The sequence below is a fragment of the Microvirga sp. HS2 genome, from assembly GCF_055792805.1.
In genome coordinates, this window is the sequence record NZ_JBVVAJ010000001.1 from 286,754 (window position 1) to 310,819 (window position 24,066).

Here is a 24,066-nt window from a genome sequence, read left to right on the forward strand (position 1 = left end):
CAGCACACGTGCCGCGGCATGAACCGGAGCGCACCTGCATCGTCACCCGCGAGGCGCAAGGCCCCGCGGGACTGATCCGCTTTGTCCTCGGGCCCGACCGTCAGGTCGTGCCCGACCTCAGGCACAAGCTCCCCGGCCGGGGCGTCTGGGTGACGGCCCGGTCCGATATGGTGGACGAGGCGGTCAAGCGCCGCCTCTTCTCTCGCGCCTTCAAGACGGAGGCGAAAGCTCCGGAGACCCTCTCCCGGGACATCGCGGACCTGCTCCGGAACGATCTCCGGCAGGGTCTGGCGCTCGCCAACAAGGCGGGCTGCGTCATCACCGGCTTCCAGAAAGTCGAGGCAGCCATCACGGATAAGCCCATCGTTGCCCTTATTCATGCCGCAGAGGCGGCCGAAGATGGGCGAAGAAAATTGGCGAACCCGTTGCGAAAACGCCTCGGCGGGGCAATATCTAGCTTTCCGGTCGTCCAAGTATTGTCAATTGACGAATTGGATTTGGCATTAGGCCGGTCACATGTGATACATGCTGCCCTCGTCGCGGGCGCTGGGAGCGACGGCTTTCTGAACCGCTGGCATCGTTACCGCACTTTCTGCGGCATCGGAGCCGATCCATCTGGCCTCGGAAACGAGACCGGCGAACCCACGATTTTGAAACCCGCAGGAACATTAGCGGAATGAGTGATACGAAAAACCAGGGCGACAAGACTCTCCACGTGTCGTCCAAGACGCTGTCTCTGAAGCGCCCCGTCGAACAAGGCACGGTGCGCCAAAGCTTCTCCCATGGCCGGTCGAAGGCGGTCGTGGTCGAGACTGTGAAGCGTCGCCCTGCCGTTGGCCCCGGTGGGGCGAAGGACGAAAAGCCAGCCGTTTCCCAGGCTGCAGCCCCCGCTGCCGCGCCGAAGCCGGCTGCGCCGACGGGACGGCCCGCGGCGTCCCAGGGCGGACGCCCGCAGCGTTCCGGCCCCTCCTCCAATGCGCCCCGGTCCGGCGTGGTGCTGCAGACGCTCTCCGATCAGGAGCGCGATGCCCGTATGAACGCCCTGGTCGATGCCCGCCGCCGTGAAGAGGAAGAGCGCAAGCGCCAGGCCGAGGAAGCGGCCCGCCGCGCCGAGCGCGAGGCCGCCGAGGCGAAGGACCGCGAAGCGGCCGAAGCCCGCAAGCGCGAGGAAGAGGATCGCCGTCGTCAGGACGAGGAGCGCAAGCGCCGCGCCGAGGACGAGGCCCGCCGCCGCCTTGGCGAGGCGGCAGCTCCCGCTCCCGCACAGGCCCGCGACCGGGGTCCGGCCCCGCGCCAGGAAGGTCCGCGCAGCGAAGGACGTGAGGGCCGCGAAGGCCGCCCGGGCGGATTCCGCCAGGAAGGTCCGCGTGGCGAAGGTCGCCCCGGCGGCTTCCGCTCCGACGGTCCGCGCGGCGAAGGCCGCCCCGGCTTCCGTCAGGATGGCCCGCGTGGCGAAGGCCGCCCCGGCGGGTTCCGCTCCGACGGTCCGCGCCCTGAAGGTCGCTCCGGCGGCTTCGGCGGTGGCCCGCGCGTCACCGGCGGCACTTCCGGCGGCCGTCCCCCGAGCCTCAACCACATGGCGCGCCCTGCCGCCCCGGCGATCCCGGATCCGGCAACGGCCAAGCCCAATGCCCGCACCGCTCCGCCGGTCGCAGCTCGTGGTCCTGCCGTCGAGATCGATGATGACGAGGCACCCCGCACAGCCCGCCGCCCCGGCGGCGCTGTGAAGCCTGCCGCCGTTCCGAAGCCCACGAAGACCGCTCCCGGCGAGGAGCGCCGCCGCGGCCGCCTGACGCTCGCCACCGCGACGTCGGACGACGACGAGCGTACCCGCTCGCTCGCCTCCTTCCGTCGCCGCAACCAGCGGCTGATGGGCCACCGTCAGGTGGAGCAGAAGGAAAAGATCGCCCGCGAGGTGACGATTCCGGAGACGATCACCATCCAGGAGCTCGCCAACCGCATGTCGGAGCGCGCCGTGGACGTGATCAAGTTCCTGATGAAGCAGGGACAGATGCACAAGATCACCGACGTGATCGATGCCGATACCGCGCAGCTCGTCGCGGAAGAGCTCGGCCACACGGTGAAGCGCGTCGCGGAATCGGACGTCGAGGAAGGCCTGTTCGATACGCCGGACACGGACGAGAACCTCTCGGCCCGTCCGCCCGTGGTCACCATCATGGGCCACGTCGACCACGGCAAAACCTCACTGCTCGACGCGATCCGCAAGACCAACGTGGTCTCCGGCGAGGCCGGCGGCATCACGCAGCATATCGGCGCCTACCAGGTGACCTCGCCGCTCGGCGGCAAGATCACCTTCATCGACACTCCCGGCCACGCCGCCTTCACCGCCATGCGCGCCCGCGGCGCCAAGGTGACGGACATCGTCGTGCTGGTGGTGGCGGCCGATGACGGCGTCATGCCTCAGACCGTCGAGGCGATCACCCACGCGCAGGCGGCCGGCGTGCCGCTGATCGTGGCGATCAACAAGGTGGACAAGCCCGACGCGAACCCGCAGCGGGTCCGCACCGAGTTGCTCCAGCACTCGATCGTCGTGGAATCCATGGGCGGCGAGACCCTCGAATTCGAGGTCTCGGCCAAGACCGGCCAGGGTCTCGACGAGCTGCTCGAAGGTCTCCAGCTCCAGGCCGAAATTCTCGACCTGAAGGCGAACCCGGACCGTTCGGCCGAGGGCACCGTGATCGAAGCCAAGCTCGATCGCGGCCGCGGCCCGGTGGCGACGGTTCTCGTCCAGCGCGGCACGCTGCACACCGGCGACATCGTCGTGGCGGGCGCCGAGTGGGGCCGCGTGCGTGCGCTGATCAACGATCTGGGCTCGAACGTGAAGCAGGCCGGTCCCTCGGTTCCGGTCGAGATTCTGGGCTTCAACGGCACGCCGGAAGCGGGCGACCGCGTCGCGGTGGTCGAGTCCGAAGCCCGGGCCCGTGAGATCACCGAGTACCGCGCCCGTCAGAAGCGCGAGCGTCAGGCGGCCCGCATGGGCTCGGCCGGACGCACGCTCGTCGACATGATGCGCGACCTGAAGGCCGGTGCCGGCCGCAAGGAGTTCCCGCTCGTGATCCGCGCGGACGTGCAGGGCTCGGCGGAAGCCATCGCCGGCGCTCTCGAGAAGGTCGGCAACGAGGAAGTGGGCGCCCGGATCATCCAGGCCGGCGTCGGCGCGATCTCCGAATCGGATGTGACCCTCGCGGAAGCATCCGGCGCGATCATCCTCGGCTTCAACGTGCGCGCCCACAAGGAAGCGCGCGAGGCGGCAGAGCGGGCCGGCATCGAGATCCGCTACTACAACATCATCTACGACCTCGTGGATGACGTTAAGGCGGCAATGTCGGGTCTTCTCGCCCCGACGCTGCGCGAGGAGCGGCTCGGCGAGGCGCAGATCCTCGAGGTGTTCAACGTGTCGAAGGTCGGCAAGATCGCGGGCTGCCGCGTTCTCGACGGCGTGGTGCAGCGCGGCGCCCATGTCCGCCTCATCCGCGATAACGTGGTCATCCATGAGGGCAAGCTCGCCCAGCTCAAGCGCTTCAAGGACGACGCCCGCGAGGTCACGTCGGGCCAGGAATGCGGTATGGCCTTCGAGAACTACCAGGACATGCGCGTCGGCGACGTGATCGAGTGCTACCGCGTGGAAGAGGTGAAGCGGTCGCTGTAAAGCGCTGCTTCAGCCTTATCTCAAGGCCTGAAACATCTGCCATCATGGCCGGGTCAGCCCCGGCCATGATTGTTTCAAACGTCCGGTCCAATCCCGGAAGGTGATAAATGTCCGATCATCTGATTCAGAACTCGCAGCCTGCGGCGTTCAATGCGGCCTATACCTACAGGCTGGCCGACTATCATGCGCTGCGGCGAGCAAAACGCGCCTTGAACCCCATAGACGACGCCATTTGGAAATGGCGTTATGTCTGGATTTCAGGCTTCGGCCTTGCCGTTCTCGCCTTCACGGTTCTCGATCAGAACCTAACCGCAGATCAGGTTTTGTCCTGGAACTTTCTGTCGACCGTTCTGCCTGCATTTGCGGGCCTGATCGTCTTCGTCGCCTTGGTCGATGCGGTATTCGACAGAGTTCTCACCCCATGGGTCTTCAGGCGCTATTCCATGGCCGATAAGCCGCTGAGCCTTTGGTTCAACGACAGCGGGATCACATGGTCGAGCGAAGGCTTCAAGGGCGAGTTCACCTGGGACAGAGTGAGAAAAATCATCACCTTCGAAGACTACCTTTTCCTTTTTGTCAGCAAGATGGAGGCCATCGGCATTCCACAACGAGCACTGGCCTCAAAAGAAGCCTTCGACAACCTTATCCGATATGTAAAGGAGCGCGCGAATGGCTAAGCGCTTTGAACAAACCACCGGCCCGTCCCAGCGCCAGCAGCGCGTGGCCGAACTCGTGCGCCACGCATTGGCGGAGGTGCTCTCCCGCGGCGATCTTCAGGACGACGTGCTCAACCGGCACGTCATCACGATCCCGGAAGTGCGCATGTCCCCGGACCTGAAGCTCGCGACCGCCTACGTGATGCCGCTCGGCGGCAAGGACGAGGACGCGGTGATCAAGGCGCTGGAGAAGAACAAGAAGTTTCTGCGCCAGGAAGTCGCGCACCGGGTGAACCTGAAATTCGCGCCTGATCTCCGCTTCCGCCGCGACGAGAGCTTCGACGAGGCGGCCCGCATCGACGCGCTGCTGCGCTCCGAGCGCGTGGCGCGCGACATCGGCAAGGCCGATGCCGACGTGGCCGACGACAAAGACAACGATGAGTGAGAGATCGATGACCGAAGACCGTCCCGCAGAGCGCTCTCACCGCCGCCCCCACGGGGATCGCCCGAAGAAGCGCGACATCAACGGCTGGATCATTCTCGACAAGGGCGTCGGGATGACCTCGACCCATGCGGTCGCGGTGGTCAAGCGCGGCTTCTCCGCCAAGAAGGCGGGCCACGCGGGGACGCTCGACCCCCTCGCCTCCGGAATCCTCCCGATTGCACTGGGCGAGGCCACGAAGACGGTTCCGTTCATCATGGACGGACGCAAGTCCTACGTGTTCACCGTCGCCTGGGGCGCCGAGACCAACACGGACGACACCGAGGGCGATGTGGTGGAGCGCACCGACAAGGTGCCCGAGGCCTCGGAAATCGAAGCCCTGCTGCCCAGCTTCACCGGATCCATCCAGCAGGTGCCGCCGCGCTTCTCGGCCATCAAGATCCAGGGCGAGCGCGCCTATGATCTCGCTCGCGACGGCGAGGTGGTGGAACTACAGGCCCGTACCGTGGAGATCGACCGTCTCGCCCTGGTCCATCACGACGGCAACCGGTCCGTGATCGAGGCGGATTGCGGCAAGGGCACCTATGTGCGCGCCATCGCCCGCGATCTCGGCCGCGCGCTCGGCTGCCTCGGCCACATCGCGGCGCTTCGCCGCACGCGGGTGGGGCCGTTCAGCGAGCATGATGCCGTCACGGTCGACGACCTCACCACCAATCCGGCGGCTCTGCGTCCTGTCGAGACGGCGCTCAGCGAAATTCCGTCGATCGCAGTGAGCCGCGACATGGCGGGGCGCCTGATGCGCGGCCAGTCCATCATCCTGCGGGGCCGCGACGCTCCGCTGACCGGCAAAGCTTATGCCACCTTCAACGGCGTTCTGGTCGCCGTCGGCGACATCGAGCGCGGCGAACTGGTGCCGCACCGGGTGTTCAACCTGGGTGCTTGACGCCACCCCACGTCATCCCCGGGCTTGTCCCGGGGATCCACGTCTTGTCCCGCTGTGGCTTCCAAGACGTGGATGGCCGGATCAAGTCCGGCCATGACGATCAGGAATCTCGGGACAAATCCTATCGATCCGCCTTCTTTCCTTCAGCCTCGCGCATCAGGTACTTCCGGGTGATCGGCTCGATCATGTCGCGGATCGCCTGAGCCGTCTTCTCCTCCTCGCGCAGGGTCTCTTCCAGGGCCGGGATGAAACGCTGGTGGCCGGCAGCCTCGGCCATCACGATCAGGGACTTGTAGGACGCGATCTCGAAATTCTCGAAGGCGTGGTTGGCGAAGGTGTTCTTCAGGACCTCGTCGGCCATCGGCATGTGACCGGCGGCGGCCATATTCGCCATCACTTGCGTCGCCATGTCCTTCAGGAGCGATCGGTCCTCGCCGAAGGTGTGCAGCATCTCGTCGACCCGGCGGATCTGCCCTTCCGTCTCGCGGATATGGGTGCGCAGCAGGTCCGACATCTCGGGGTAATGCTCGAAGCGCTCCACCTGACGCTGCATCAGCTGCAGCGCCTCCTTCTCGAGCGAATGGGCGTTCTGAAGGCCGGTGATGAAGATGTTCTTCACGGTTTCGTTGGACGCGAGGTCCGTCATGCCTGCGGTGCTGGCGGTCATGGTGTCGGCTTCCTATATGGAGGGTGTCTGGTTCACCAACAGGAACCGCGAACACTTGTTCCGTGGATAAAGTTGCACCGGCCATCCTCTTGTCAGGCCTGGCAAAAACGATTCCGCTGGCACTTATTCACAATTCGTGTATGGTGCGCCCGCCTCGAAGGATTGACCCTTCACGAGGACCGTCCTGGTGACGGACCGCGCTGGACGACATCCCGGCCCGGCCTTTCCCGGACGAACACCGCTCTGAGCCTTCAAGGCCATGGCCCCTATCGACAAGAAAACCTGAAAGGAAATGCGATGTCGATCACTGCTGAGCGCAAGAACGCGCTCGTGAAGGAATTCGCGCAGAAGGCTGGCGACACGGGCTCCCCCGAGGTGCAGATCGCCATTCTGACCGAGCGGATCAACAACCTGACCGGTCACTTCAAGACCCACACGAAGGACAACCATTCCCGTCGTGGCCTCCTGAAGCTCGTCTCGTCGCGCCGTTCGCTTCTAGACTATCTGAAGAAGAAGGACGAGAGCCGCTACAAGACCGTGATCGAGAAGCTCGGCATCCGCCGCTAAGCTTTTGACCTTGTCCGTCCGGAGCACGGCTCCGGACGGCTTTTCCGGAGAGATCCACGAAGATCATTTCCGGAACCCCCGAACGGATCGGATGAGACCATCCGACCTTTCGCTCCGGCGCTGGAGAGGCTTCAGACAAGTCCCGGCGCCCCTTTGAGGAGACGGATGACGCGATGACCATGGCAGGATCGCAAGGGGCTTGGAAGAGCGGGATTTCCCGCTTCACGAGCCTCTTGCCGTCTTGCTCATGGCATCGAGCCCCCGCTCCTGCTGTCATGAAAGACGAAACATGTTCGATACTCAACGCGAAGAACTGATCTGGGGCGGACGCAAGCTCACGCTCGAAACCGGCCACATGGCCCGCCAGGCCGACGGCGCCGTGGTCGCCACCTACGGCGAGACCACCGTGCTCGCCACCGTCGTTTCGGCCAAGGAGCCGAAGGCGGGCGTCGACTTCTTCCCCCTCACGGTAAACTACCAGGAACGCGCCTATGCGGCCGGTCGCATCCCGGGCGGCTACTTCAAGCGCGAAGGCCGTCCGACCGAGAAGGAGACCCTCGTCTCCCGTCTCATCGACCGCCCGATCCGTCCCCTCTTCGTGGACGGCTACAAGAACGACACCCAGGTGATCGTGACCGTGCTCTCGCACGACCTCGAGAACGATCCCGACATCGTCGGCATGGTGGCCGCCTCCGCCGCGCTAACCCTTTCGGGCGTTCCCTTCATGGGCCCGGTGGGCGCAGCCCGCGTCGGCTACATCAACGGCCAGTACAAGCTGAACCCGCCGCTCCAGGAGATGGACCAGACCTCCCTCGATCTCGTGGTCGCCGGCACCACCGACGCGGTCCTCATGGTCGAGTCCGAGGCGAAGGAGCTGGCCGAGGACGTGATGCTCGGCGCCGTGATGTTCGGCCACAAGCACTTCCAGCCGGTCATCGAGGCCATCATCCGCCTCGCCGAGAAGGCCGCCAAGGAGCCGCGCGATTTCCAGCCGGCCGACGTTTCGGATGTGGAGAAGGCCGTTCTCGACATCGCCGAGAAGGACCTGCGCGAGGCCTACAAGATCACCAAGAAGCAGGACCGCTACGCCGCCGTCGACGCCGTGAAGGCGCGCGTGATGGATGCGCTCTGCCCGGCCGAAGGTGAAGCCAAGTTCGATCCCGAGAAAGTGAAGGCCGTCTTCAAGGAAGTGCAGGCCAAGATCGTGCGCTGGAACATCCTCGACGAGGGCAAGCGCATCGACGGCCGCGACCTCAAGACCGTTCGTCCGATCCTGTCGGAAGTGGGCGTTCTGCCCCGCACCCACGGCTCGGCGATCTTCACCCGCGGCGAGACGCAGGCGCTCGTCGTGACGACGCTCGGCACCGGCGAGGACGAGCAGTTCATCGACGAGCTCGAAGGCACCCGCAAGGAAACCTTCCTGCTGCACTACAACTTCCCGCCCTACTCCGTCGGCGAGACGGGCCGCATGGGCTCGCCCGGCCGCCGCGAAATCGGCCACGGCAAGCTCGCCTGGCGCGCCATTCACCCGATGCTGCCGGCCTCCCACGAGTTCCCCTACACGATCCGCGTCGTGTCGGAGATCACGGAATCGAACGGCTCCTCCTCCATGGCCACCGTCTGCGGCTCCTCGCTGGCGCTCATGGATGCGGGCGTTCCCCTGCGCCGTCCGGTGGCGGGCATCGCCATGGGCCTCATCCTCGAAGGTGAGCGCTTCGCGGTTCTCTCCGACATTCTCGGCGACGAGGATCACCTCGGCGACATGGACTTCAAGGTGGCGGGCACCGATCAGGGCATCACCTCGCTCCAGATGGACATCAAGATCGCCGGCATCACCGAGGAAATCATGCGCGTCGCGCTGAGCCAGGCCAAGGAAGGCCGCGCTCACATCCTCGATGAGATGAACAAGGCCCTGACAGCGCCGCGCGCCGAGCTCGGCGAGCATGCGCCGCGCATCGAGACGATGCAGATTCCGGTCGACAAGATCCGCGAAGTCATCGGTTCGGGCGGCAAGGTCATCCGCGAGATCGTGGAGAAGACCGGCGCGAAGATCGACATCAACGACGACGGCCTCATCAAGATCGCCTCGGCTGACGGCAAGTCGATCAAGGCCGCCTACAACTGGATCCGCTCCATCGTGGCGGAGCCGGAAGTCGGCGTGATCTACGACGGCACGGTCGTGAAGGTGATGGAGTTCGGCGCCTTCGTGAACTTCTTCGGTTCCCGCGACGGCCTCGTACACATCTCGGAGCTCGCCAAGAACCGCGTCGGCAAGGTGACCGACGTCGTCAAGGAAGGCGACAAGGTGAAGGTGAAGTTCCTCGGCATGGACGAGCGCGGCAAGGTCCGTCTCTCCATGAAGGTGGTCAACCAGGAGACCGGCGAGGACATCACCGAGCAGCTCAAGGCCGAGCGCGAAGCCGAAAAGGCCCAGCGCGACCAGCAGAAGGCCGCAGGTGAGTAACGTTACGTAAAATTGACAGTCCTGAGCCCCGTATCGATGATACGGGGCTTTTTTTATGCTGCAATGCAGCCAACAGGATCATGAGCGTATGGGCAAGCCGCAGTCTTCAGGGGTTCAGCCGCTCTTGCTAGGGCTGCTGCTGGCTTTGCCATTTCGCATGGGCGAAGCCCATGCGGATACTTTATGCGGTCGAGAAGCGGTATCGATCGAGCGACTTCGTGACGACGTTGTCCGCGGACCCCGCACCGAGAAGATCAGCGACACTGACATGGCTGTCCAATTTTCAGATGGGCAATATCGTGTCCTTTGGACATTCCTGGAAGCCGCGCATCCGGCCTCTCCGGCCGTCCTTTGCCAAACACCAGTCACAAAGGACGGCAATATTTCCTTACGCCTGGAAGCGTGGTGTGGAGGACCCAAAGTCAAATGTGACGCGCTTATCGCCGAGTTCAAAGAACATCAGGCGGAACTCAGCCGATAGCTCCCGCAGGCTTCGTCGTCCCGGAAACCCTGAAGAGAACTCGACACCGAATGATGAAATGCGGGACGCCGGTTTGTCGGTCTTTCCGCTTCTCCAGTGTCAACGGAATGAGGGCGGCGGCAAGGTGAAGTTCCTGGCTCCGAGGAGCACGGCTTAGACCGCACGTCAGAGGAGGGACGCTTCACGTCCGCAATCCGTCGGCGGCATGCCGCAAAGGTTTTTGGACATAATTATTCAAGGTCAGTGTGTCGGCCGCGCCTCAATGAAGGAAGCCACCGGTCGCATTCGGTCGAAGAACAATTGAGCCTCGCGCATAGCTCGGCAATTTGCCTATGCAGATCCGGCGGAATTGACGTGCCGGAAATGGCCCAGTATTTAGAACCGTTCTAAACAAGGTTCTCGCCATGCTCTCCCGCCTCTTCGGCTTCGACCGTCGCCCCTTCGATTCCCTCACCGAACAGGAAATCCTTGCGCTGGCCATCTCGTCCGAAGAGGACGATGCGCGGATTTACCGTTCCTATGCGGAGGGCCTGCGGGCCGATTTTCCGCAATCGGCCAAGGTCTTCGAGGAGATGGCCGTCGAGGAGGACGGGCATCGCGCGGCTTTGATCGAGCTGCACCAGCGGCGTTTCGGCGAGACCATTCCGCTGATCCGGCGCGAGCATGTGCGCGGTTATTACGAGCGCAAGCCCGATTGGCTGGTGCGCCCCCTGGGGATCGAGAAGGTGCGCGCCGCCGCGGAAGACATGGAGGCGCAGGCCCACCGCTTCTATGTGGAGGCCGCCAAGCGCACCACGGACGCCTCCACGCGCAAGCTCCTCGGGGATCTGGCGGCGGCGGAGCAGGGACACGAATCCCTCGCCCGCAGGCTCGGCCTCGCCTATACGCCCGAATCGGTGCAGGAGGAGGAGGGCCAGACCGAGCGGCGGCAGTTCATCCTCACCTTCGTGCAGCCCGGCCTCGCGGGCCTGATGGACGGATCAGTCTCGACCCTCGCGCCGATCTTCGCGGCGGCCTTCGCCACGCAGGATACCTGGCAGACCTTTCTCGTCGGCCTTTCGGCCTCGGTCGGCGCGGGCATTTCCATGGGCTTCACCGAAGCCGCTCACGACGACGGCAAGCTCTCTGGGCGCGGCTCGCCCCTCAAGCGGGGCCTGGCCTCCGGCATCATGACGGCCATCGGCGGCCTCGGCCACGCCCTGCCCTACCTCATCCCGCATTTCTGGACCGCGACGCTCATCGCCGCCGCCGTGGTGTTCGTGGAGCTCTGGGCCATCGCCTTCATCCAGAACCGCTATATGGAGACGCCTTTCATGCGCGCCGCCTTCCAGGTGGTGCTCGGCGGCGCCTTGGTCTTCGCAGCGGGCGTTCTGATCGGGAATGCCTAGAGCATCGTGCGGAAAAGTGGACCCGGTTTTCCGCGCTGAACGATGCTCTCGTCTCAGGAGAAAGCATCGGATGGGTCCCAAAAGTGCGAGTCCACTTTTGGGTCCGATGCTTTAGAGCATTTTTCGGCGAAGTGGATCCGGTTCGCCAGCCCAAAATGCGGCAAGCCAAAGAAAAGAGCCGTTTCCACGCAGGTGGAAGCGGCTCTAGACGATCCTCAGAAGCTGGCCCAATCAAGCGCGGGCTTTCCTCCCCCTTGCGGAGAGGGAAGCCCGCATCACGCCTTCATGAGCCTACCCCTCAGGATCAGCCCTTGCGCTCGGACAGCGTGAACCAGCCGATTCCAAGGATCACGAGGACGGCGCCCATCCATTCGGAGCCCCGCACCGTGTCGCCCAGCACGGCCATGGCGAGCACGATGGTGACCACGGGGCTGAGCATGCCGATGGTGGCGTTGGCCTGGGCGGAGATCTGCCTGAGCGCGGCGCTCAGGAAAAACGACGGCAGCACCGTCGCGCCGAAGGCCAGCGCAAGGCCCAGGCCCCACAGGGAAGGCGAGACGAGAATGGTCTCGAATGGATGCGTCGCCAGAAACTGGAGAATGACGGCAACCCCCGCCGCCCCCATGGCGATGCAGGTGAAGAGCTGCGGACCGATCTTCATGATCAGGGGCTTAGCGAGAAGCTGATAGAGCGCGAAGGTCACCGCGGCGGCCAGCACGTAGAGAGTGCCCGTGGTCGTGGCGGATCCGGAGGCCGCCATGTTCTGCACGAAGAGCAGCGCCAATCCGGCGTAGCTGACGGCGAAGGCCAGAAGCGCCTTGAGCTTGATGGGCTGGCGAAAGAAGGCGGCGCCGAAGAGCACCACGAAGAGCGGATACGTGAACAGAATGAGCCGCTCGAAATGGGCCGAGATGTATTCAAGGCCCTTGAAGTCGAGATAGCTCGACGTCCAGTAGCCAATGAGGCCGACGCCGATGATGCGAAGCCAGAGCTTCGCATCCGGCATGGATTCGCCTTTGGCCTTCATGGCGCTAAGGGCGTGGATGCCGATGACGAGATAGAACGGCAGGGCCAGGATCATGCGTAGGGCCAAGGTCGTTTCCGCGTCGATCCCTTGGGCATAGGCGAGCTTGATGAGAATGCCCTTCGAGGCGAACAGCGCCGCCCCGATGGCCGCCATGGCATAGCCCGCATAGGGCGGGCGTCTGGCGTCGGCGGCGATCGTCTGAGAGGTCATGGCAGGGTTCCTTAGCCTTGCAGCTCTTCCACACTGCCTTTCGACGCACAAGATTGCACGACGCATCCCCCCATTGCGGTCAAGGCGCGACAAGCGAGGCTTCAAGTCTGAAGCATTGGACAGGTTTCAAAAGCGGATTCCACTTTCGCGACCGATGCTCTAAGCCTTGGCTTCATTCATATTTCGAGGAGAAGCGGTTCATGCCGGCAACGATCACCAGCATTGCCGAACTCGAAGCGCTCTACGGCGAGCCTGCCGAGGCCTCCATCCTCAAGGAAACGGACCGCATCGTCCCCGAATACCGCGCCTTCATCGAGGCTGCGCCTTTCGTCGCCCTGGCGACATGCGGGCCTGAGGGCCTCGATTGCTCGCCGCGCGGAGACGAACCGGGTTTCGTGCGCATCAAGGACGATAAAACCCTGCTGATGCCGGACCGGCGTGGCAACAACCGCATCGATTCGCTTCGCAACATCGTGCGCGATCCGCAAGTGGCGCTGCTTTTTCTCATTCCCGGAATCGGCGAGACGATCCGAGTCAACGGGCGCGCGAGGATTGGCGTGGACCCAGCCCTGCTCGAGAGCTTCGCGGTCGACGGCAAAGCACCGAAATCCGTCATCGTGATCACGGTCGAGGTGATCTATTTCCAGTGCGCGCGGGCCATCCTGCGCTCGGAGCTTTGGAATGCGCAAAGGCATCTGCCTCGGGGCGCGCTGCCGAGCGCTGGCCAGATCCTGGCGTCGCTGAGCGCCGACCGCTTCGACGGAGAGGCCTACGACAAAGCCCTGCCTGAGCGACAGAAGACGACGCTCTACTGAAGCCCCTGCCCTATTGCGTCTTCGCAGTCGAAAGGGATTCGACTGTCTGCAGGTGGTTCTTCAGGGTCGGAAGTGTCTCGTTGGCGTAGGAGGCGACGGGATCGTTCTGCCGCTTGGCCTCCTTTTCGTACTCCGCGACATCCTTCTTATGATCCGCCACCATGTCCTTGATGAACTCACGGTCGAAGGCGGCGCCCGAGAGCTTGGAGAGTTTCTGATAGGTCTCCTTCTGGTGCTTGTCGGGCTCCGTGGGAGGCGTCATTTTCACCGAGGTCGCGACCGACATGGCTTTCTGGTTGGCGGCGGAATGGTCCGTCTCGAGCTGGCGGCCGAAATTCTTCACGCCGTCGCTGTTGCCCTTTTCCTGCGCCAGCTTGCCGACGGCCACCTCCGCGAGATTTCCCTCGATGGCCTTCTTGAGGAAGGCATGGTCGGCCCTGTCCTGGGCCATGGCGTAGGGCGAAGCCGTCAGGGCCGCGGCAACGGCCAGGCCGACGATCAATCTCTTGGACATGATGCACCTCGTTCGAATCAGTGGATCGGATACGCAGCACCGGATCCCGGTGAACGGTCGCTGGGCAGACCGGTTCCCTCCCGCTGAAGAGCCCGGCAGTCCACGGAACTTTTCGCCCGGCTCTTTACGGTGAGCCAACAAGCGGCCAAAAGAACAGCCTCACCGATTGGAAAGAGGCTCACCATGACGATTCAGCGCATCAATCCCGGTCCCCGCATGAGCGGCGCCGTCGTTCACGGCAACACAGTCTATCTCGCGGGACAGGTTGCCAACCAGGCCGCCGGCAAGAGCGTCACCGACCAGACGCAGGAAATCCTCACGATCATCGACAAGCTGCTGTCCGAAGCCGGCACCGACAAGTCGAAGATCCTGATGGCCAATATCTGGCTGACCGACATGGCCACCTTCCAGGAAATGAACGCCGTCTGGGACGCGTGGGTCTCCCCCGGCAACACCCCTGCCCGCGCCACCGTCGAGGCGAAGCTCGCCGCTCCTCAGTTCAAGGTCGAGATCGCGGTCATCGCGGCGAAGTAAGACGCCAGAATGCAGCCATGTGCGGGCGCACACGCAGCTTTGCGCCCGCACGAATTATGATAACCTTACCCTGAACTCAAAGGTGAGGTTATCGTGTCCCAACCTGTCGCTTTCACCGGAACCCGGTCCATCGATGCACTTCTGTCGGGATTTGCATGGGACACGAACCAGCTGACCGTCGCCTTCCCGACAGATGCCGCCAGCTACGGGCTCAATTATGCCCGTGGAGAGAACGCGAGCGGCTTCAGCCCCATCAACGAGGCCCAGCGCTTTGCCCTCGGAGACGCGGCCCTCTATGTCGAGCTCTATACCAACCTGACCTTCACCGAAGGCGCGCCGAACGAACTGGCCCACATTCGGTTCGCCATGTCCGCCGTGCCGTTAACCGCCTGGGCCTATTTCCCGAGCGGGAGCGCCCAGGACGGGGACATGTGGATGAACCCCGAAGGGGGTCCGACATTCCTGACCCCTGATCTCGGCAATTGGGGCTACGCGACCGTTTTCCACGAGTTCGGCCACGCTCTGGGTCTGCAGCATGGGCATCCGGAAGATCCGGACGATACGGTTTTCCTCGCACCGTCCGAAGACAACTGGAACTACTCCCTCATGACGTACCGGAGCTATTCCGGGGCGCAGACGGATTTCGTTCAAGGCAACGTGGAGAGCGACAACCCGACCACCTACATGCAGGACGACATCGCCGCTCTCCAATACATGTACGGCGCCAATTTTAACGCCAACGCGGGCAACACGACCTATCGCTGGAGCCCGACGAGCGGCCAGTTCACCGTCAACGGCGTGGACTGGGGAACACCCCTCAACAACACGATCTTCATGACGGTCTGGGACGGCAACGGGATCGATACCTATGATCTGTCCGCCTACCGCACCAACCTCACCATCAATCTTCAACCGGGCGCCTTCTCCACCTTCAGCGGAGCCCAGGTCGCGGATCTCGATGGCAATGCCGCCTACCGCCCTGCCCTCGGCAACGTTGCCAATGCGCGGCTGTACCAGGGTGATCTCCGCTCACTGATCGAGAACGCCATCGGCGGCAGCGGCAATGACCGAATCACCGGAAACGTGACCCGCAACACTTTGACGGGGAAGGCGGGAAACGACACCCTGAGCGGCAGTTCCGGCAACGATATCCTGGACGGGGGAACCGGCCGTGACGTCCTCACCGGCGGCACAGGCGGCGATGTCTTCGTCTTCAAGGACCACCGGCCGGGCAGCACCTATTATGACAAGATCACGGACTTCAACAGGAGCGCCGACTCGTATTTGAAGATCGACAACAGATACATGTCGAAACTGGGTTCCGTAGGCCACTTGAGCAGCTCCAAGTTCGTACTCGGCACAAGCGCCAAGGATGCCAACGATTGCCTGATCTACGACAGGACCAAGGGCTATCTCTATTACGATCCGGACGGCACGGGTTCGGCGGCCAAGCAGCTCATCCTCTATCTCACCAACAAGGCGAGCCTCGCATTTTCGGACATCTACGTCATTTGACGGGCAGCCTTCATGCGCGAAAGTCCCTCGATGCCAATCGCATCGAGGGACTTTGCGTGACTGAGCCTCTGATCAGGCGCGTCGGTTTCGCGCCTTAGGGGCAGGGGTGACGGAGGCCGTCGTAACCCAGATAGGTGCCCGAGGCCGGGTCGTAGGACTTGAAGCGCTGCGCGCAATAGGCATAGGTGTTGCTGCCGTAAACCGGAGCGGCCTGAGCCTGCGACTGGGCGATTGCGCCGCCGATGATGGCGCCGGTCGCAAGACCCACGGCTCCGGCGGCGAGGGCGTTGCCGCGGTCGCGGTGGTAATAGCCATAGCGGTGCCCGTAATAGGGACGGCCATAATAACGGCCAGAGTAGTGGCGCGGCGCACCATAGCGTCGCTCCACGTAACGACGGCGGTACTGCACGTAATCGGCTTGCACTTGGCCCTTCTGCAGAGCGGCAACCAGTTCGTTCACCGGCGCTGTCTGAGCCGGAGCGGCCGAGGCGGGGGCACTGAGCCCGAAAGTGCCGAGAGCCGCCGTCGCGGCCAGAGCCATGAGCATCTTTCGCATAGAGGTCTCCTTCCAATCATGTCCTGTTGAGGAGCGAACGCCTCACGCAGGAGGTCGTTCCCCTGCCAGGGATTTTTGTCCGGCTGCCCTCGCGAGAAGGTGAGGCTCCTTTAAAGGGCCCGCCCGGTCTCGTCGGCCTTTGTCAGGAAGGGCTCGGCGACCCTCGCCTGCCCCGTCGGGCACAGATCGAGAATGGCGCAGCGCTCGCAGGCCGGGTTGCGGAAGTAGCAGCAGCGCTGCCCGTGCAGCATCATCACCTCATGATTGTCATAGACGTCCTGCGCGTCCCATTCGGGCGGGAGCAGAGCGAAGAGAAGCGCATGGGACGGCCCTACGGCCACGCTGCGGGCAATCAGCCCGGTGCGCACGGCGACGCGATGGTGGTGGCTGTCGACGGGCAGGGCCGCCTTGCGCAAGGTGGAGAAGGACAGGACGGCCGCGCTCGTTTTCGGTCCGATGCCCGGAATGCTTTCGAGCCAGGCCCTGGCTTCACCGACCGGCATATCCTTCAGGAAATCGAGAGAAAGTTCGCCGTGGCGCTCGGCGATGGCCCGCAGCACGCCCTGCAACCGCGGCGCCTTCTGCTCGGGCCAGGTCACGCCTTGGATGGTTTCCTCCACCGCCGGAGCCGGCGCCATCATCAGCGCGCCCCAATCAGCGTAGCGTGCACGCAAGGCCTTGAAGGCCCGGCCTGAATCCGCATTACGGGTGCGATGGGAGAGAAGCGAGGAGATCAGCTCGCTTAACGGATCGAGGGAATGAAAATAGGCGATCGGGCAGCCATAAACCGCACAAAGGCGCTCGTGGATGGCGAGCGCCTTTGCTTTCAGATCCTGCTGCTCCGGATTCATGCCGGTTCAAGTCGGGACCGGACTCTCCGGTTCCGGTGAGAGCCGTCTCGCCCCGTCGCCATCCCCGGACCCATGTGTCCGGGGATCCACGGCTTCCTCAACGGCCTTCGTCAGAGGATGAACCGGCTGAGATCCGTGTTCTTGGCGAGCGTCTCCACCTCGCCGCGCACGTAAGTCGCGTCGATGGTCACCGTCTCGCCCGAACGGTCGGGCGCCGTGAAGGACACGTCGTCGAGCACGCGCTCCAGCACCGTTTGCAGACGGCGCGCGCCGATATTCTCGACCGTATTGTTCACCTCGACGGCCACCTGCGCCAAGGCGTCGATGGCATCATCGGTGAACACCAGCTCAACCCCTTCCGTGCGCAGGAGCGCAACGGATTGCTTGATGAGGCTCGCTTCCGTCTCGGTGAGGATGCGCTTGAAATCCTCGACGCTGAGCGGGGAGAGCTCCACGCGAATCGGCAGGCGGCCCTGCAGTTCCGGCAGCAGGTCCGACGGTTTCGACACATGGAAGGCGCCCGACGCGATGAAGAGGATATGGTCCGTCTTCACGGGCCCGTATTTCGTCGAGACGGTCGTGCCCTCGATGAGCGGCAGCAGATCGCGCTGCACGCCCTCGCGCGACACGTCCGCGCCGGAGCGGCCCTCGCGGGCGCAGATCTTGTCGATCTCGTCGAGGAAGACGATGCCGTTGTTCTCCACCTGGCGCAGGGCCTCCTGCACGATGGCATCCTGGTCGAGCAGCTTGTCGGCTTCTTCCGTGACCAAGGGCTCATAGGCTTCCTGCACGGTGGTGCGGCGCGTCTTGCGCTGGCCGCCGAAGGCCTTGCCGAACATGTCCGAGAGATTGATCGCGCCGACCGACGCGCCCGGCATGCCGGGAATCTCGAGCATGGGCATGCCGCCGCCACCCGATTGCTGCAGCTCGATCTCGATTTCCTTGTCGTCGAGCTCGTTGTTGCGCAGCTTGCGGCGGAACGCGTCGCGCGTCGCGGCGCTGGCGGTCGACCCCACGAGCGCGTCGAGCACGCGTTCTTCCGCGGCGATGTGCGCTTTCGCCTGCACCTGGCGGCGGCGCTCCTCCTTCACGAGGCCGATGCCGATCTCCACGAGATCGCGCACGATCTGCTCCACGTCGCGGCCCACATAGCCCACTTCCGTGAATTTCGTCGCCTCGACCTTGATGAAGGGCGCATTGGCGAGCCTGGCGAGGCGGCGCGAGATCTCCGTCTTGCCGCAGCCGGTGGGGCCGATCATCAGGATGTTCTTCGGCGCGACCTCTTCGCGCAGATGGCCTTCGAGCTGCTGACGCCGCCAGCGGTTGCGCAGCGCGATGGCGACCGCGCGCTTCGCATCATTCTGGCCGACGATGTAACGGTCGAGTTCGGAAACGATTTCACGGGGGGAGAATGTGGTCATGAGATGTCTTGGCTCAGCAAAATGTCGTCCTTCCCGGAACCGTCCGGGGATCCACGTCTTTCAGGCCGGGACGAGCCCGGCATGACGGGCGATCAGGTTTCATCCAGCGTTTCGATGACGATGTTCGAGTTCGTGTAGACGCAGATCTCGGCAGCGATCCCGAGAGACCGGCGGACGATGGCCTCCGCGTCCATGCCGGAATCGGCGAGGGCGCGGGCAGCGGCGAGCGCGTAATTGCCGCCGGAGCCGATGGCCGCGATGCCGTTTTCCGGCTCCAGCACGTCGCCCGCGCCGGAGAGCAGCAGGCCCACTTCCTTATCGGCCACCAGCATCATGGCCTCGAGCCGGCGCAGATACCGGTCCGTGCGCCAGTCCTTGGTGAGCTCCACGCAGGCGCGGGTGAGCTGGCCGGGATATTGCTCGAGCTTGGCCTCCAGCCGCTCGAAGAGGGTGAAGGCATCGGCCGTCGAACCGGCGAAGCCGCCGATGACCCCGCCCTTGGACAGGCGGCGCACCTTGCGCGCGTTGCCCTTCACGATGGTCTGGCCCAGGCTGACCTGCCCGTCGCCGCCGATGACGACGCGGCCGCCTTTGCGGACCATGAGGATCGTGGTGGCATGCATGCTGCGGGGGGCGGCGTCTTCGGACACGAGGCGAACTCCAGCGGACGGGGAGGGGAAGTGACACCCCTGACTTAATCACTCGCCGGGCAAAAGCAACGCGGGTAGCGTTTCTCGCGCGGTCTTGGTAGAAGGCCTCGTCTCATTCTCCGCAAAGGATTGTCATGATGCGCTCCGCGAGCGTCAGCCGTCGCACCGCCGAGACCGATGTGGCCGTGTCGATTGCCCTCGACGGCACCGGCAAGGCCGATATCTCCACGGGAGTCGGCTTCCTCGACCATATGCTGGAACTCTTTGCCCGCCACGGTCTGTTCGACCTGACCGTGAAGGTGACGGGCGACCTGCATGTGGATCAGCATCATACGACGGAAGATACGGGCATCGCCCTGGGCCAGGCCATCCTCAAGGCGCTTGGCGACAAAAAGGGCATCACGCGCTATGCGGACATCCATCTGCCCATGGACGAGACGCTGACCCGGATCGCCCTCGACATCTCCGGTCGCCCGTTCCTGGTCTTCCGCACCTCCTTCCCGACGGAGAAGATCGGCGTCTTCGATACCGAGCTGGTGCGCGAATTCTTTCAGGCCTTCGCGGTGCAGGCGGGCCTGACCCTTCACGTGGAGACGCTCTACGGGGAGAACAGCCACCATATCGCCGAGAGCTGCTTCAAGGGTTTGGCACGGGCCTTGCGTCATGCCGTCGCCACGGATCCGAGGGAGGAGGGGCGCGTTCCCTCCACCAAGGGCACGCTCTAGAGCATCGGACGCAGGAGCGCTTCGCGCTTTTGCGTGGAAAGATGCGACTGAAAAGTGCTGTAAGTTTCAAGCAACGGGACATCTTGCCCGGCAGCCGTTGTCGGCCCGCCGGGCAGGGCTTGAGGAAACGACGCCATGACCACCTATACCCTGCACGTTCCGCGCGATGCGCGGCCGGGTGATCCGGCTGCTTTGGAGGAGGCGGAGCTCGTGAAGGATGCGTTCTCCTGGGGCGCCTTCTTCTTCACGTTTCTCTGGTTCTTCTTCCACCGGCTCTGGCTCGCCGGCCTTGGCGTGCTCGTGCTCGTCCTCGCCCTCGGCGGCCTCCTGGAGCTGCTGAACGTGCACGAGGCCGCCGGCACCGTAGCGGTCCTGCTTCTTCAGGCGCTGATCGGCCTCGAAGCGAACAGCCTCAGGCGCTGGACGCTCGCGCGCCGCGGTCTGGCCATGGTCGACGTGGTCGCCGCCGCCGACAAGGACGAGGCCGAGGCCAAGACCTATGCCCGCTGGCTCGCGCAGCGCCCCGCGCCGGTTCCGGCGCGCAACTCGGCCCCCGGGCCGGTTCCATCCCCCCTCAAGAGGACCGACCCTGTGATCGGCCTCTTCCCTGATGCGGAGCGTCCCCGGTGAGCGTCGCCATTATCGATTACGGTTCGGGCAACCTGCACTCCGCCGCCAAGGCTTTCGAGCGCGCTTCCCGCGAGGCGGGCCTCGACCAGACCATCACCGTGACCTCCGATCCAGCTCTTGTCGGACGAGCCGACCGGGTCGTGCTGCCGGGCGTCGGCGCCTTCGCCGATTGCCGCCGGGGCCTCGCTTCCGTACCCGGCATGGTGGAGGTGCTCCAGCGCGTCGTCCGGGAGGAGGGCCGTCCCTTCCTCGGCATCTGCGTGGGCATGCAGCTCATGGCGACCCGTGGCCTCGAGCACACCACGAGCTATGGGCTGGACTGGATCCACGGCGACGTGAAGGCGATCACACCGAAGGATCCCTCGCTCAAGATCCCGCATATGGGCTGGAACACGCTCGAACTGCTCAAGCCGCACCCTCTGATGGAAGATATTCCGACGGGGCCGAACGGGCTGCACGCCTATTTCGTGCATTCCTATGCGCTCTCCCCGACCGATCCGTCCGACGTGGTCGCCACCACCGATTACGGTGGGCCGGTCACGGCCATCGTCGGACGCGACAACATCGTCGGAACCCAGTTTCACCCCGAAAAGAGCCAGGCGCTCGGCCTCAAGCTCATCGCCAATTTCCTGAGGTGGCGCCCGTGATCCTTTATCCCGCAATCGATCTGAAGGAAGGCCGCTGCGTTCGCCTGATCCAGGGCGACATGGACCAGGCCACGGTCTTCAACGACGATCCCGCCGATCAGGCCGCCACCTTCGAGCGCCAGGGCTTCGAATGGCTGCACGTGGTCGATCTCGACGGGGCCTTCGCCGGCAAACCGATGAATGCCTCCGCGGTCGAAGAGATCCTCAAGCGCGTCAAAATCCCGGTGCAGCTCGGCGGCGGCATCCGCGACATGAAGACCGTGGAGGGCTGGCTCGCCAAGGGCGTGACCCGCGTCATCATCGGCACGGCGGCGGTGCGCGACCCCGCCTTCGTGCGGGAGGCTGCGCGCCTTTACCCGGGCAAAATCGCGGTGGGCATCGACGCGAAGGACGGCCTCGTGGCTGTGGAGGGCTGGGCGCAGACCTCGACCCTGTCGGCGGAGGAGCTCGGCCGCCGTTTCGAGGACGCGGGCGTGGCTGCGATCATCTACACGGACATCGCCCGGGACGGCATCCTCAAAGGCCTCAACTTCCCGATGACGCTGGGCCTCGCCCGCGCGGTCTCGATTCCCGTCATCGCCTCGGGCGGTCTCGCCTCCATGGCCGATATCGAGCGTCTCACGCAGCCCGATTGCGCCGTGCTCGACGGCGCCATTTCCGGCCGTGCGCTCTATGACGGGCGCATCGATCCGGAAGAAGCGCTGGCGCTGCTGCGCGCCGCACGCAAGGACAATGCCTGATGCTGAAAGTCCGTCTCATTCCCTGCCTCGACGTAAAGGACGGGCGCGTTGTGAAGGGCGTGCAGTTCGTCGATCTCGTCGACGCGGGCGATCCCGTAGAAGCGGCGAAGGCCTATGATGCGGCCGGCGCGGACGAACTCTGCTTCCTCGACATCACCGCGAGCCACGAAGCCCGCGGCATCCTGCTCGACGTGGTGCAGCGTACGGCGGAAGCCTGCTTCATGCCGCTGACCGTCGGCGGCGGCGTGCGCACGGTGGAGGATATCCGCAAGCTCCTGCTCGCCGGGGCCGACAAGGTCTCGATCAACACCGCCGCCGTGAAGAACCCGGATTTCGTGCGCGAGGCCGCCGAGAAATTCGGCGCGCAATGCATCGTCGTCGCCATCGACGCGAAGAAGGTCTCGGGCGAAGGCGAGGAACTGCGCTGGGAGATCTTCACCCATGGCGGCCGCAACGCCACGGGCATCGACGCCATCGCGTTCGCCAAACAGGTGGCGGAGCTCGGGGCAGGGGAGCTTCTGGTGACCTCCATGGACCGCGACGGCACCAAGGGCGGCTACGATCTCGCCCTCGTGCGCGCCATCGCCGATGCGGTCCCGATCCCGGTCATCGCCTCCGGCGGCGTCGGCAATCTCGATCACCTCGTCGACGGCGTCGAGAAAGGCCATGCCAGCGCCGTGCTCGCGGCCTCGATTTTCCACTTCGGCACGCATACGATCGGCGAGGCAAAGAGCTACATGGCCGGGAAGGGCCTCAAGATGCGGTTGGACGAGCCGGCGCAAGGCTCTGCACATCGGCGTTGAGCGCGGCTCTCACGGCAACCACTCCCGGACGGATAAAGGGATTTAGCGGATGACGATCTCCAACGAGGATGATCTGAACAAGCTGCAGGACATCGGCAGGATCGTCGCCAATACTCTCGAGGCCATGGCTGCGGCGCTCGAGCCCGGAATGACGACGGCGGAGCTCGATCTGATCGGGCGGCAGTTTCTCGAGGGAGCCGGCGCTCGTCCTGGCCCGGAGCTGATGTATAATTTTCCTGGCGCAACTTGCATCAGCGTGAACGAGCAGGTCGCCCACGGCATTCCCGGATCCCGCCGGATCGAGGCGGGCGACCTCGTCAACATCGATATCTCGGCGGAAAAGAACGGAATCTATGCCGATACGGGCGCTTCCTTCGCGGTCCCGCCCACGACGAATGCCATCAAACGGCTGTGCCGGGACGGCCGGCGCGCCATGTGGGTCGGCCTGCGCCAGGTCGGCGCCGACAAGCCGATCGCCGGAATCGGCCAGGCCATCGGGAAATTTGCCGAGACGAACGGCTATACCCTGGTTCGCAACCTGGCGAGCCACGGCATCGGCTATTCCCTTCATGAGGAGCCGGGGGAGATCCCCACCTGGCCGGACCGCTCCGAGCGGCGGATCATGAACGAGGGGCTCGTCTTCACGGTGGAGCCCTTCCTGTCCCTGGGTGCGAAAAGGGCCACCGACGGCGACGATGACTGGACGCTGCTCAGCGACCCGCGCGCTCCGACGGTCCAATACGAGCATACGGTCGTCGCCACCCGTAATGGTCCTCTTGTCGTCACGCTGCCGGGTTAGTTCAACCATGACCTCCTTCACTCTCGACGATCTCGCCCGCATCGTGGCCCAGCGCGCCGCCGCGCCGGTCACCGAATCCTATACCGCCAAACTTCTCAGCGAGGGACCGGCGAAAGCGGCCAAGAAGCTGGGCGAGGAGGCGGTGGAGGCGGCGCTCGCCGCCGTCCAGGGCGACCGGCAGAACCTCACCGCCGAGGCGGCGGACGTGCTGTATCATCTTTTGGTCGTGTTGCAGGGCGCCCATATTCCGCTAAGTGACGTCTTGGCAGAATTGGAGCGCCGCACCGCGCAATCGGGGCTCGCCGAGAAAGCCGCGCGCAAGTCGTGACCCGCCGTCACGAGGTCACAACA

The 24,066-nt window shown here is 64.4% G+C and carries 26 protein-coding genes; 19 read left to right on the forward strand and 7 right to left on the reverse strand.

Annotated features, from left to right (window positions below):
* Positions 1-8 precede the first annotated feature (8 nt).
* From ACS5Q0_RS01320 to truB, 5 genes are all read left to right on the forward strand, one after another.
* A complete protein-coding gene (locus ACS5Q0_RS01320) occupies positions 9-680 on the forward strand; it encodes an RNA-binding protein (protein ID WP_473124788.1) in 672 nt (223 codons plus the stop codon).
* On the forward strand, positions 677-3,670 hold the full coding sequence (infB, locus tag ACS5Q0_RS01325) for a translation initiation factor IF-2 (protein WP_473124789.1): 2,994 nt from the start codon (positions 677-679) through the stop codon (positions 3,668-3,670). The genes ACS5Q0_RS01320 and infB overlap by 4 nt, the downstream gene beginning before the upstream one ends.
* Before the next feature lie 107 nt (positions 3,671-3,777).
* Entirely contained in the window at positions 3,778-4,347 is a 570-nt protein-coding gene (locus ACS5Q0_RS01330; RefSeq protein ID WP_473124790.1) for a YcxB family protein, read from the forward strand.
* Positions 4,340-4,771, forward strand: coding sequence for a 30S ribosome-binding factor RbfA (gene rbfA, locus ACS5Q0_RS01335; protein WP_473124791.1), 432 nt, complete (start codon positions 4,340-4,342; stop codon positions 4,769-4,771). The genes ACS5Q0_RS01330 and rbfA overlap by 8 nt, the downstream gene beginning before the upstream one ends.
* Before the next feature lie 7 nt (positions 4,772-4,778).
* The gene (gene truB, locus ACS5Q0_RS01340; RefSeq protein WP_473124792.1) at positions 4,779-5,711 is read left to right on the forward strand and encodes a tRNA pseudouridine(55) synthase TruB; all 933 of its coding nucleotides are present in this window, start codon (positions 4,779-4,781) and stop codon (positions 5,709-5,711) included.
* Positions 5,712-5,832: 121 nt separating this feature from the next.
* Here the strand turns inward: truB and ACS5Q0_RS01345 are convergent, their stop codons facing one another.
* Positions 5,833-6,378: a ferritin-like domain-containing protein gene (locus tag ACS5Q0_RS01345; protein ID WP_473124793.1), complete on the reverse strand. Its 546-nt coding sequence runs from the start codon at positions 6,376-6,378 to the stop codon at positions 5,833-5,835.
* A gap of 297 nt (positions 6,379-6,675) precedes the next feature.
* Here ACS5Q0_RS01345 and rpsO point away from each other — a divergent pair, with 297 nt between their 5' ends.
* The 4 genes from rpsO (at position 6,676) to mbfA (ending at position 11,278) form a co-directional block, all read left to right on the forward strand.
* The gene (gene rpsO / locus ACS5Q0_RS01350; protein ID WP_473124794.1) at positions 6,676-6,945 is read left to right on the forward strand and encodes a 30S ribosomal protein S15; all 270 of its coding nucleotides are present in this window, start codon (positions 6,676-6,678) and stop codon (positions 6,943-6,945) included.
* Between the two features lie 289 nt (positions 6,946-7,234).
* Positions 7,235-9,409: a polyribonucleotide nucleotidyltransferase gene (gene pnp, locus ACS5Q0_RS01355; protein WP_473124795.1), complete on the forward strand. Its 2,175-nt coding sequence runs from the start codon at positions 7,235-7,237 to the stop codon at positions 9,407-9,409.
* Between the two features lie 88 nt (positions 9,410-9,497).
* Entirely contained in the window at positions 9,498-9,890 is a 393-nt protein-coding gene (locus ACS5Q0_RS01360) for a hypothetical protein (RefSeq protein WP_473124796.1), read from the forward strand.
* Between the two features lie 404 nt (positions 9,891-10,294).
* Positions 10,295-11,278, forward strand: coding sequence for an iron exporter MbfA (gene mbfA / locus ACS5Q0_RS01365; RefSeq protein WP_473124797.1), 984 nt, complete (start codon positions 10,295-10,297; stop codon positions 11,276-11,278).
* Positions 11,279-11,582: 304 nt separating this feature from the next.
* Here the strand turns inward: mbfA and ACS5Q0_RS01370 are convergent, their stop codons facing one another.
* Positions 11,583-12,515, reverse strand: a complete 933-nt coding sequence (locus tag ACS5Q0_RS01370) for a DMT family transporter (RefSeq protein WP_473124798.1) — start codon at positions 12,513-12,515, stop codon at positions 11,583-11,585.
* A 200-nt stretch (positions 12,516-12,715) separates the two neighbouring features.
* On the opposite strand from ACS5Q0_RS01370, the gene ACS5Q0_RS01375 reads away from it, so the two are divergent.
* Entirely contained in the window at positions 12,716-13,330 is a 615-nt protein-coding gene (locus ACS5Q0_RS01375; protein WP_473124799.1) for a pyridoxamine 5'-phosphate oxidase family protein, read from the forward strand.
* Positions 13,331-13,340: 10 nt separating this feature from the next.
* Here ACS5Q0_RS01375 and ACS5Q0_RS01380 read toward each other — a convergent pair whose 3' ends face one another.
* Positions 13,341-13,844, reverse strand: a complete 504-nt coding sequence (locus tag ACS5Q0_RS01380; RefSeq protein ID WP_473124800.1) for a DUF4142 domain-containing protein — start codon at positions 13,842-13,844, stop codon at positions 13,341-13,343.
* A 183-nt stretch (positions 13,845-14,027) separates the two neighbouring features.
* Here ACS5Q0_RS01380 and ACS5Q0_RS01385 point away from each other — a divergent pair, with 183 nt between their 5' ends.
* Positions 14,028-14,378, forward strand: coding sequence for a RidA family protein (locus ACS5Q0_RS01385; protein WP_473124801.1), 351 nt, complete (start codon positions 14,028-14,030; stop codon positions 14,376-14,378).
* Positions 14,379-14,471: 93 nt separating this feature from the next.
* Positions 14,472-15,893, forward strand: coding sequence for a M10 family metallopeptidase (locus ACS5Q0_RS01390; RefSeq protein WP_473124802.1), 1,422 nt, complete (start codon positions 14,472-14,474; stop codon positions 15,891-15,893).
* 94 nt (positions 15,894-15,987) lie between these two features.
* Here the strand turns inward: ACS5Q0_RS01390 and ACS5Q0_RS01395 are convergent, their stop codons facing one another.
* From ACS5Q0_RS01395 to hslV, 4 genes are all read right to left on the reverse strand, one after another.
* Positions 15,988-16,449, reverse strand: a complete 462-nt coding sequence (locus ACS5Q0_RS01395) for a BA14K family protein (RefSeq protein WP_473124803.1) — start codon at positions 16,447-16,449, stop codon at positions 15,988-15,990.
* Between the two features lie 110 nt (positions 16,450-16,559).
* The gene (locus ACS5Q0_RS01400) at positions 16,560-17,300 is read right to left on the reverse strand and encodes an endonuclease III domain-containing protein (RefSeq protein WP_473124804.1); all 741 of its coding nucleotides are present in this window, start codon (positions 17,298-17,300) and stop codon (positions 16,560-16,562) included.
* A gap of 110 nt (positions 17,301-17,410) precedes the next feature.
* Positions 17,411-18,721: an ATP-dependent protease ATPase subunit HslU gene (hslU, locus tag ACS5Q0_RS01405; RefSeq protein ID WP_473124805.1), complete on the reverse strand. Its 1,311-nt coding sequence runs from the start codon at positions 18,719-18,721 to the stop codon at positions 17,411-17,413.
* A gap of 92 nt (positions 18,722-18,813) precedes the next feature.
* Entirely contained in the window at positions 18,814-19,344 is a 531-nt protein-coding gene (gene hslV / locus ACS5Q0_RS01410; protein WP_370439231.1) for an ATP-dependent protease subunit HslV, read from the reverse strand.
* A gap of 164 nt (positions 19,345-19,508) precedes the next feature.
* On the opposite strand from hslV, the gene hisB reads away from it, so the two are divergent.
* From hisB to ACS5Q0_RS01445, 7 genes are all read left to right on the forward strand, one after another.
* Complete coding sequence (hisB, locus tag ACS5Q0_RS01415) at positions 19,509-20,096, forward strand: imidazoleglycerol-phosphate dehydratase HisB (RefSeq protein ID WP_473124994.1); 588 nt, start codon at positions 19,509-19,511, stop codon at positions 20,094-20,096.
* A gap of 135 nt (positions 20,097-20,231) precedes the next feature.
* A complete protein-coding gene (locus ACS5Q0_RS01420; protein ID WP_473124806.1) occupies positions 20,232-20,726 on the forward strand; it encodes a DUF2628 domain-containing protein in 495 nt (164 codons plus the stop codon).
* Positions 20,723-21,373, forward strand: coding sequence for an imidazole glycerol phosphate synthase subunit HisH (gene hisH, locus ACS5Q0_RS01425; protein WP_473124807.1), 651 nt, complete (start codon positions 20,723-20,725; stop codon positions 21,371-21,373). Before ACS5Q0_RS01420 ends, hisH begins: the two co-directional genes overlap by 4 nt.
* Positions 21,361-22,113: a 1-(5-phosphoribosyl)-5-[(5-phosphoribosylamino)methylideneamino]imidazole-4-carboxamide isomerase gene (gene hisA, locus ACS5Q0_RS01430; RefSeq protein ID WP_473124808.1), complete on the forward strand. Its 753-nt coding sequence runs from the start codon at positions 21,361-21,363 to the stop codon at positions 22,111-22,113. Before hisH ends, hisA begins: the two co-directional genes overlap by 13 nt.
* Positions 22,113-22,916, forward strand: a complete 804-nt coding sequence (gene hisF, locus ACS5Q0_RS01435) for an imidazole glycerol phosphate synthase subunit HisF (RefSeq protein WP_473124809.1) — start codon at positions 22,113-22,115, stop codon at positions 22,914-22,916. Before hisA ends, hisF begins: the two co-directional genes overlap by 1 nt.
* A 49-nt stretch (positions 22,917-22,965) precedes the next feature.
* Positions 22,966-23,715, forward strand: coding sequence for a type I methionyl aminopeptidase (map, locus tag ACS5Q0_RS01440; RefSeq protein ID WP_473124810.1), 750 nt, complete (start codon positions 22,966-22,968; stop codon positions 23,713-23,715).
* A gap of 7 nt (positions 23,716-23,722) precedes the next feature.
* A complete protein-coding gene (locus ACS5Q0_RS01445; RefSeq protein WP_473124811.1) occupies positions 23,723-24,043 on the forward strand; it encodes a phosphoribosyl-ATP diphosphatase in 321 nt (106 codons plus the stop codon).
* Positions 24,044-24,066 lie beyond the last annotated feature (23 nt).

Bases quoted from the DNA above. Each gene is read 5' to 3' on its own strand.
- infB (WP_473124789.1), top strand. From the start codon at position 677: ATGAGTGATACGAAAAACCAGGGCGACAAGACTCTCCACGTGTCGTCC.
- ACS5Q0_RS01330 (WP_473124790.1), top strand. From the start codon at position 3,778: ATGTCCGATCATCTGATTCAGAACTCGCAGCCTGCGGCGTTCAATGCG.
- rbfA (WP_473124791.1), top strand. From the start codon at position 4,340: ATGGCTAAGCGCTTTGAACAAACCACCGGCCCGTCCCAGCGCCAGCAG.
- truB (WP_473124792.1), top strand. From the start codon at position 4,779: ATGACCGAAGACCGTCCCGCAGAGCGCTCTCACCGCCGCCCCCACGGG.
- ACS5Q0_RS01345 (WP_473124793.1), bottom strand. From the start codon at position 6,378: ATGACCGCCAGCACCGCAGGCATGACGGACCTCGCGTCCAACGAAACC.
- rpsO (WP_473124794.1), top strand. From the start codon at position 6,676: ATGTCGATCACTGCTGAGCGCAAGAACGCGCTCGTGAAGGAATTCGCG.
- pnp (WP_473124795.1), top strand. From the start codon at position 7,235: ATGTTCGATACTCAACGCGAAGAACTGATCTGGGGCGGACGCAAGCTC.
- ACS5Q0_RS01360 (WP_473124796.1), top strand. From the start codon at position 9,498: ATGGGCAAGCCGCAGTCTTCAGGGGTTCAGCCGCTCTTGCTAGGGCTG.
- mbfA (WP_473124797.1), top strand. From the start codon at position 10,295: ATGCTCTCCCGCCTCTTCGGCTTCGACCGTCGCCCCTTCGATTCCCTC.
- ACS5Q0_RS01370 (WP_473124798.1), bottom strand. From the start codon at position 12,515: ATGACCTCTCAGACGATCGCCGCCGACGCCAGACGCCCGCCCTATGCG.
- ACS5Q0_RS01375 (WP_473124799.1), top strand. From the start codon at position 12,716: ATGCCGGCAACGATCACCAGCATTGCCGAACTCGAAGCGCTCTACGGC.
- ACS5Q0_RS01380 (WP_473124800.1), bottom strand. From the start codon at position 13,844: ATGTCCAAGAGATTGATCGTCGGCCTGGCCGTTGCCGCGGCCCTGACG.
- ACS5Q0_RS01385 (WP_473124801.1), top strand. From the start codon at position 14,028: ATGACGATTCAGCGCATCAATCCCGGTCCCCGCATGAGCGGCGCCGTC.
- ACS5Q0_RS01395 (WP_473124803.1), bottom strand. From the start codon at position 16,449: ATGCGAAAGATGCTCATGGCTCTGGCCGCGACGGCGGCTCTCGGCACT.
- ACS5Q0_RS01400 (WP_473124804.1), bottom strand. From the start codon at position 17,300: ATGAATCCGGAGCAGCAGGATCTGAAAGCAAAGGCGCTCGCCATCCAC.
- hslU (WP_473124805.1), bottom strand. From the start codon at position 18,721: ATGACCACATTCTCCCCCCGTGAAATCGTTTCCGAACTCGACCGTTAC.
- hslV (WP_370439231.1), bottom strand. From the start codon at position 19,344: ATGCATGCCACCACGATCCTCATGGTCCGCAAAGGCGGCCGCGTCGTC.
- hisB (WP_473124994.1), top strand. From the start codon at position 19,509: ATGCGCTCCGCGAGCGTCAGCCGTCGCACCGCCGAGACCGATGTGGCC.
- ACS5Q0_RS01420 (WP_473124806.1), top strand. From the start codon at position 20,232: ATGACCACCTATACCCTGCACGTTCCGCGCGATGCGCGGCCGGGTGAT.
- hisF (WP_473124809.1), top strand. From the start codon at position 22,113: ATGCTGAAAGTCCGTCTCATTCCCTGCCTCGACGTAAAGGACGGGCGC.
- map (WP_473124810.1), top strand. From the start codon at position 22,966: ATGACGATCTCCAACGAGGATGATCTGAACAAGCTGCAGGACATCGGC.
- ACS5Q0_RS01445 (WP_473124811.1), top strand. From the start codon at position 23,723: ATGACCTCCTTCACTCTCGACGATCTCGCCCGCATCGTGGCCCAGCGC.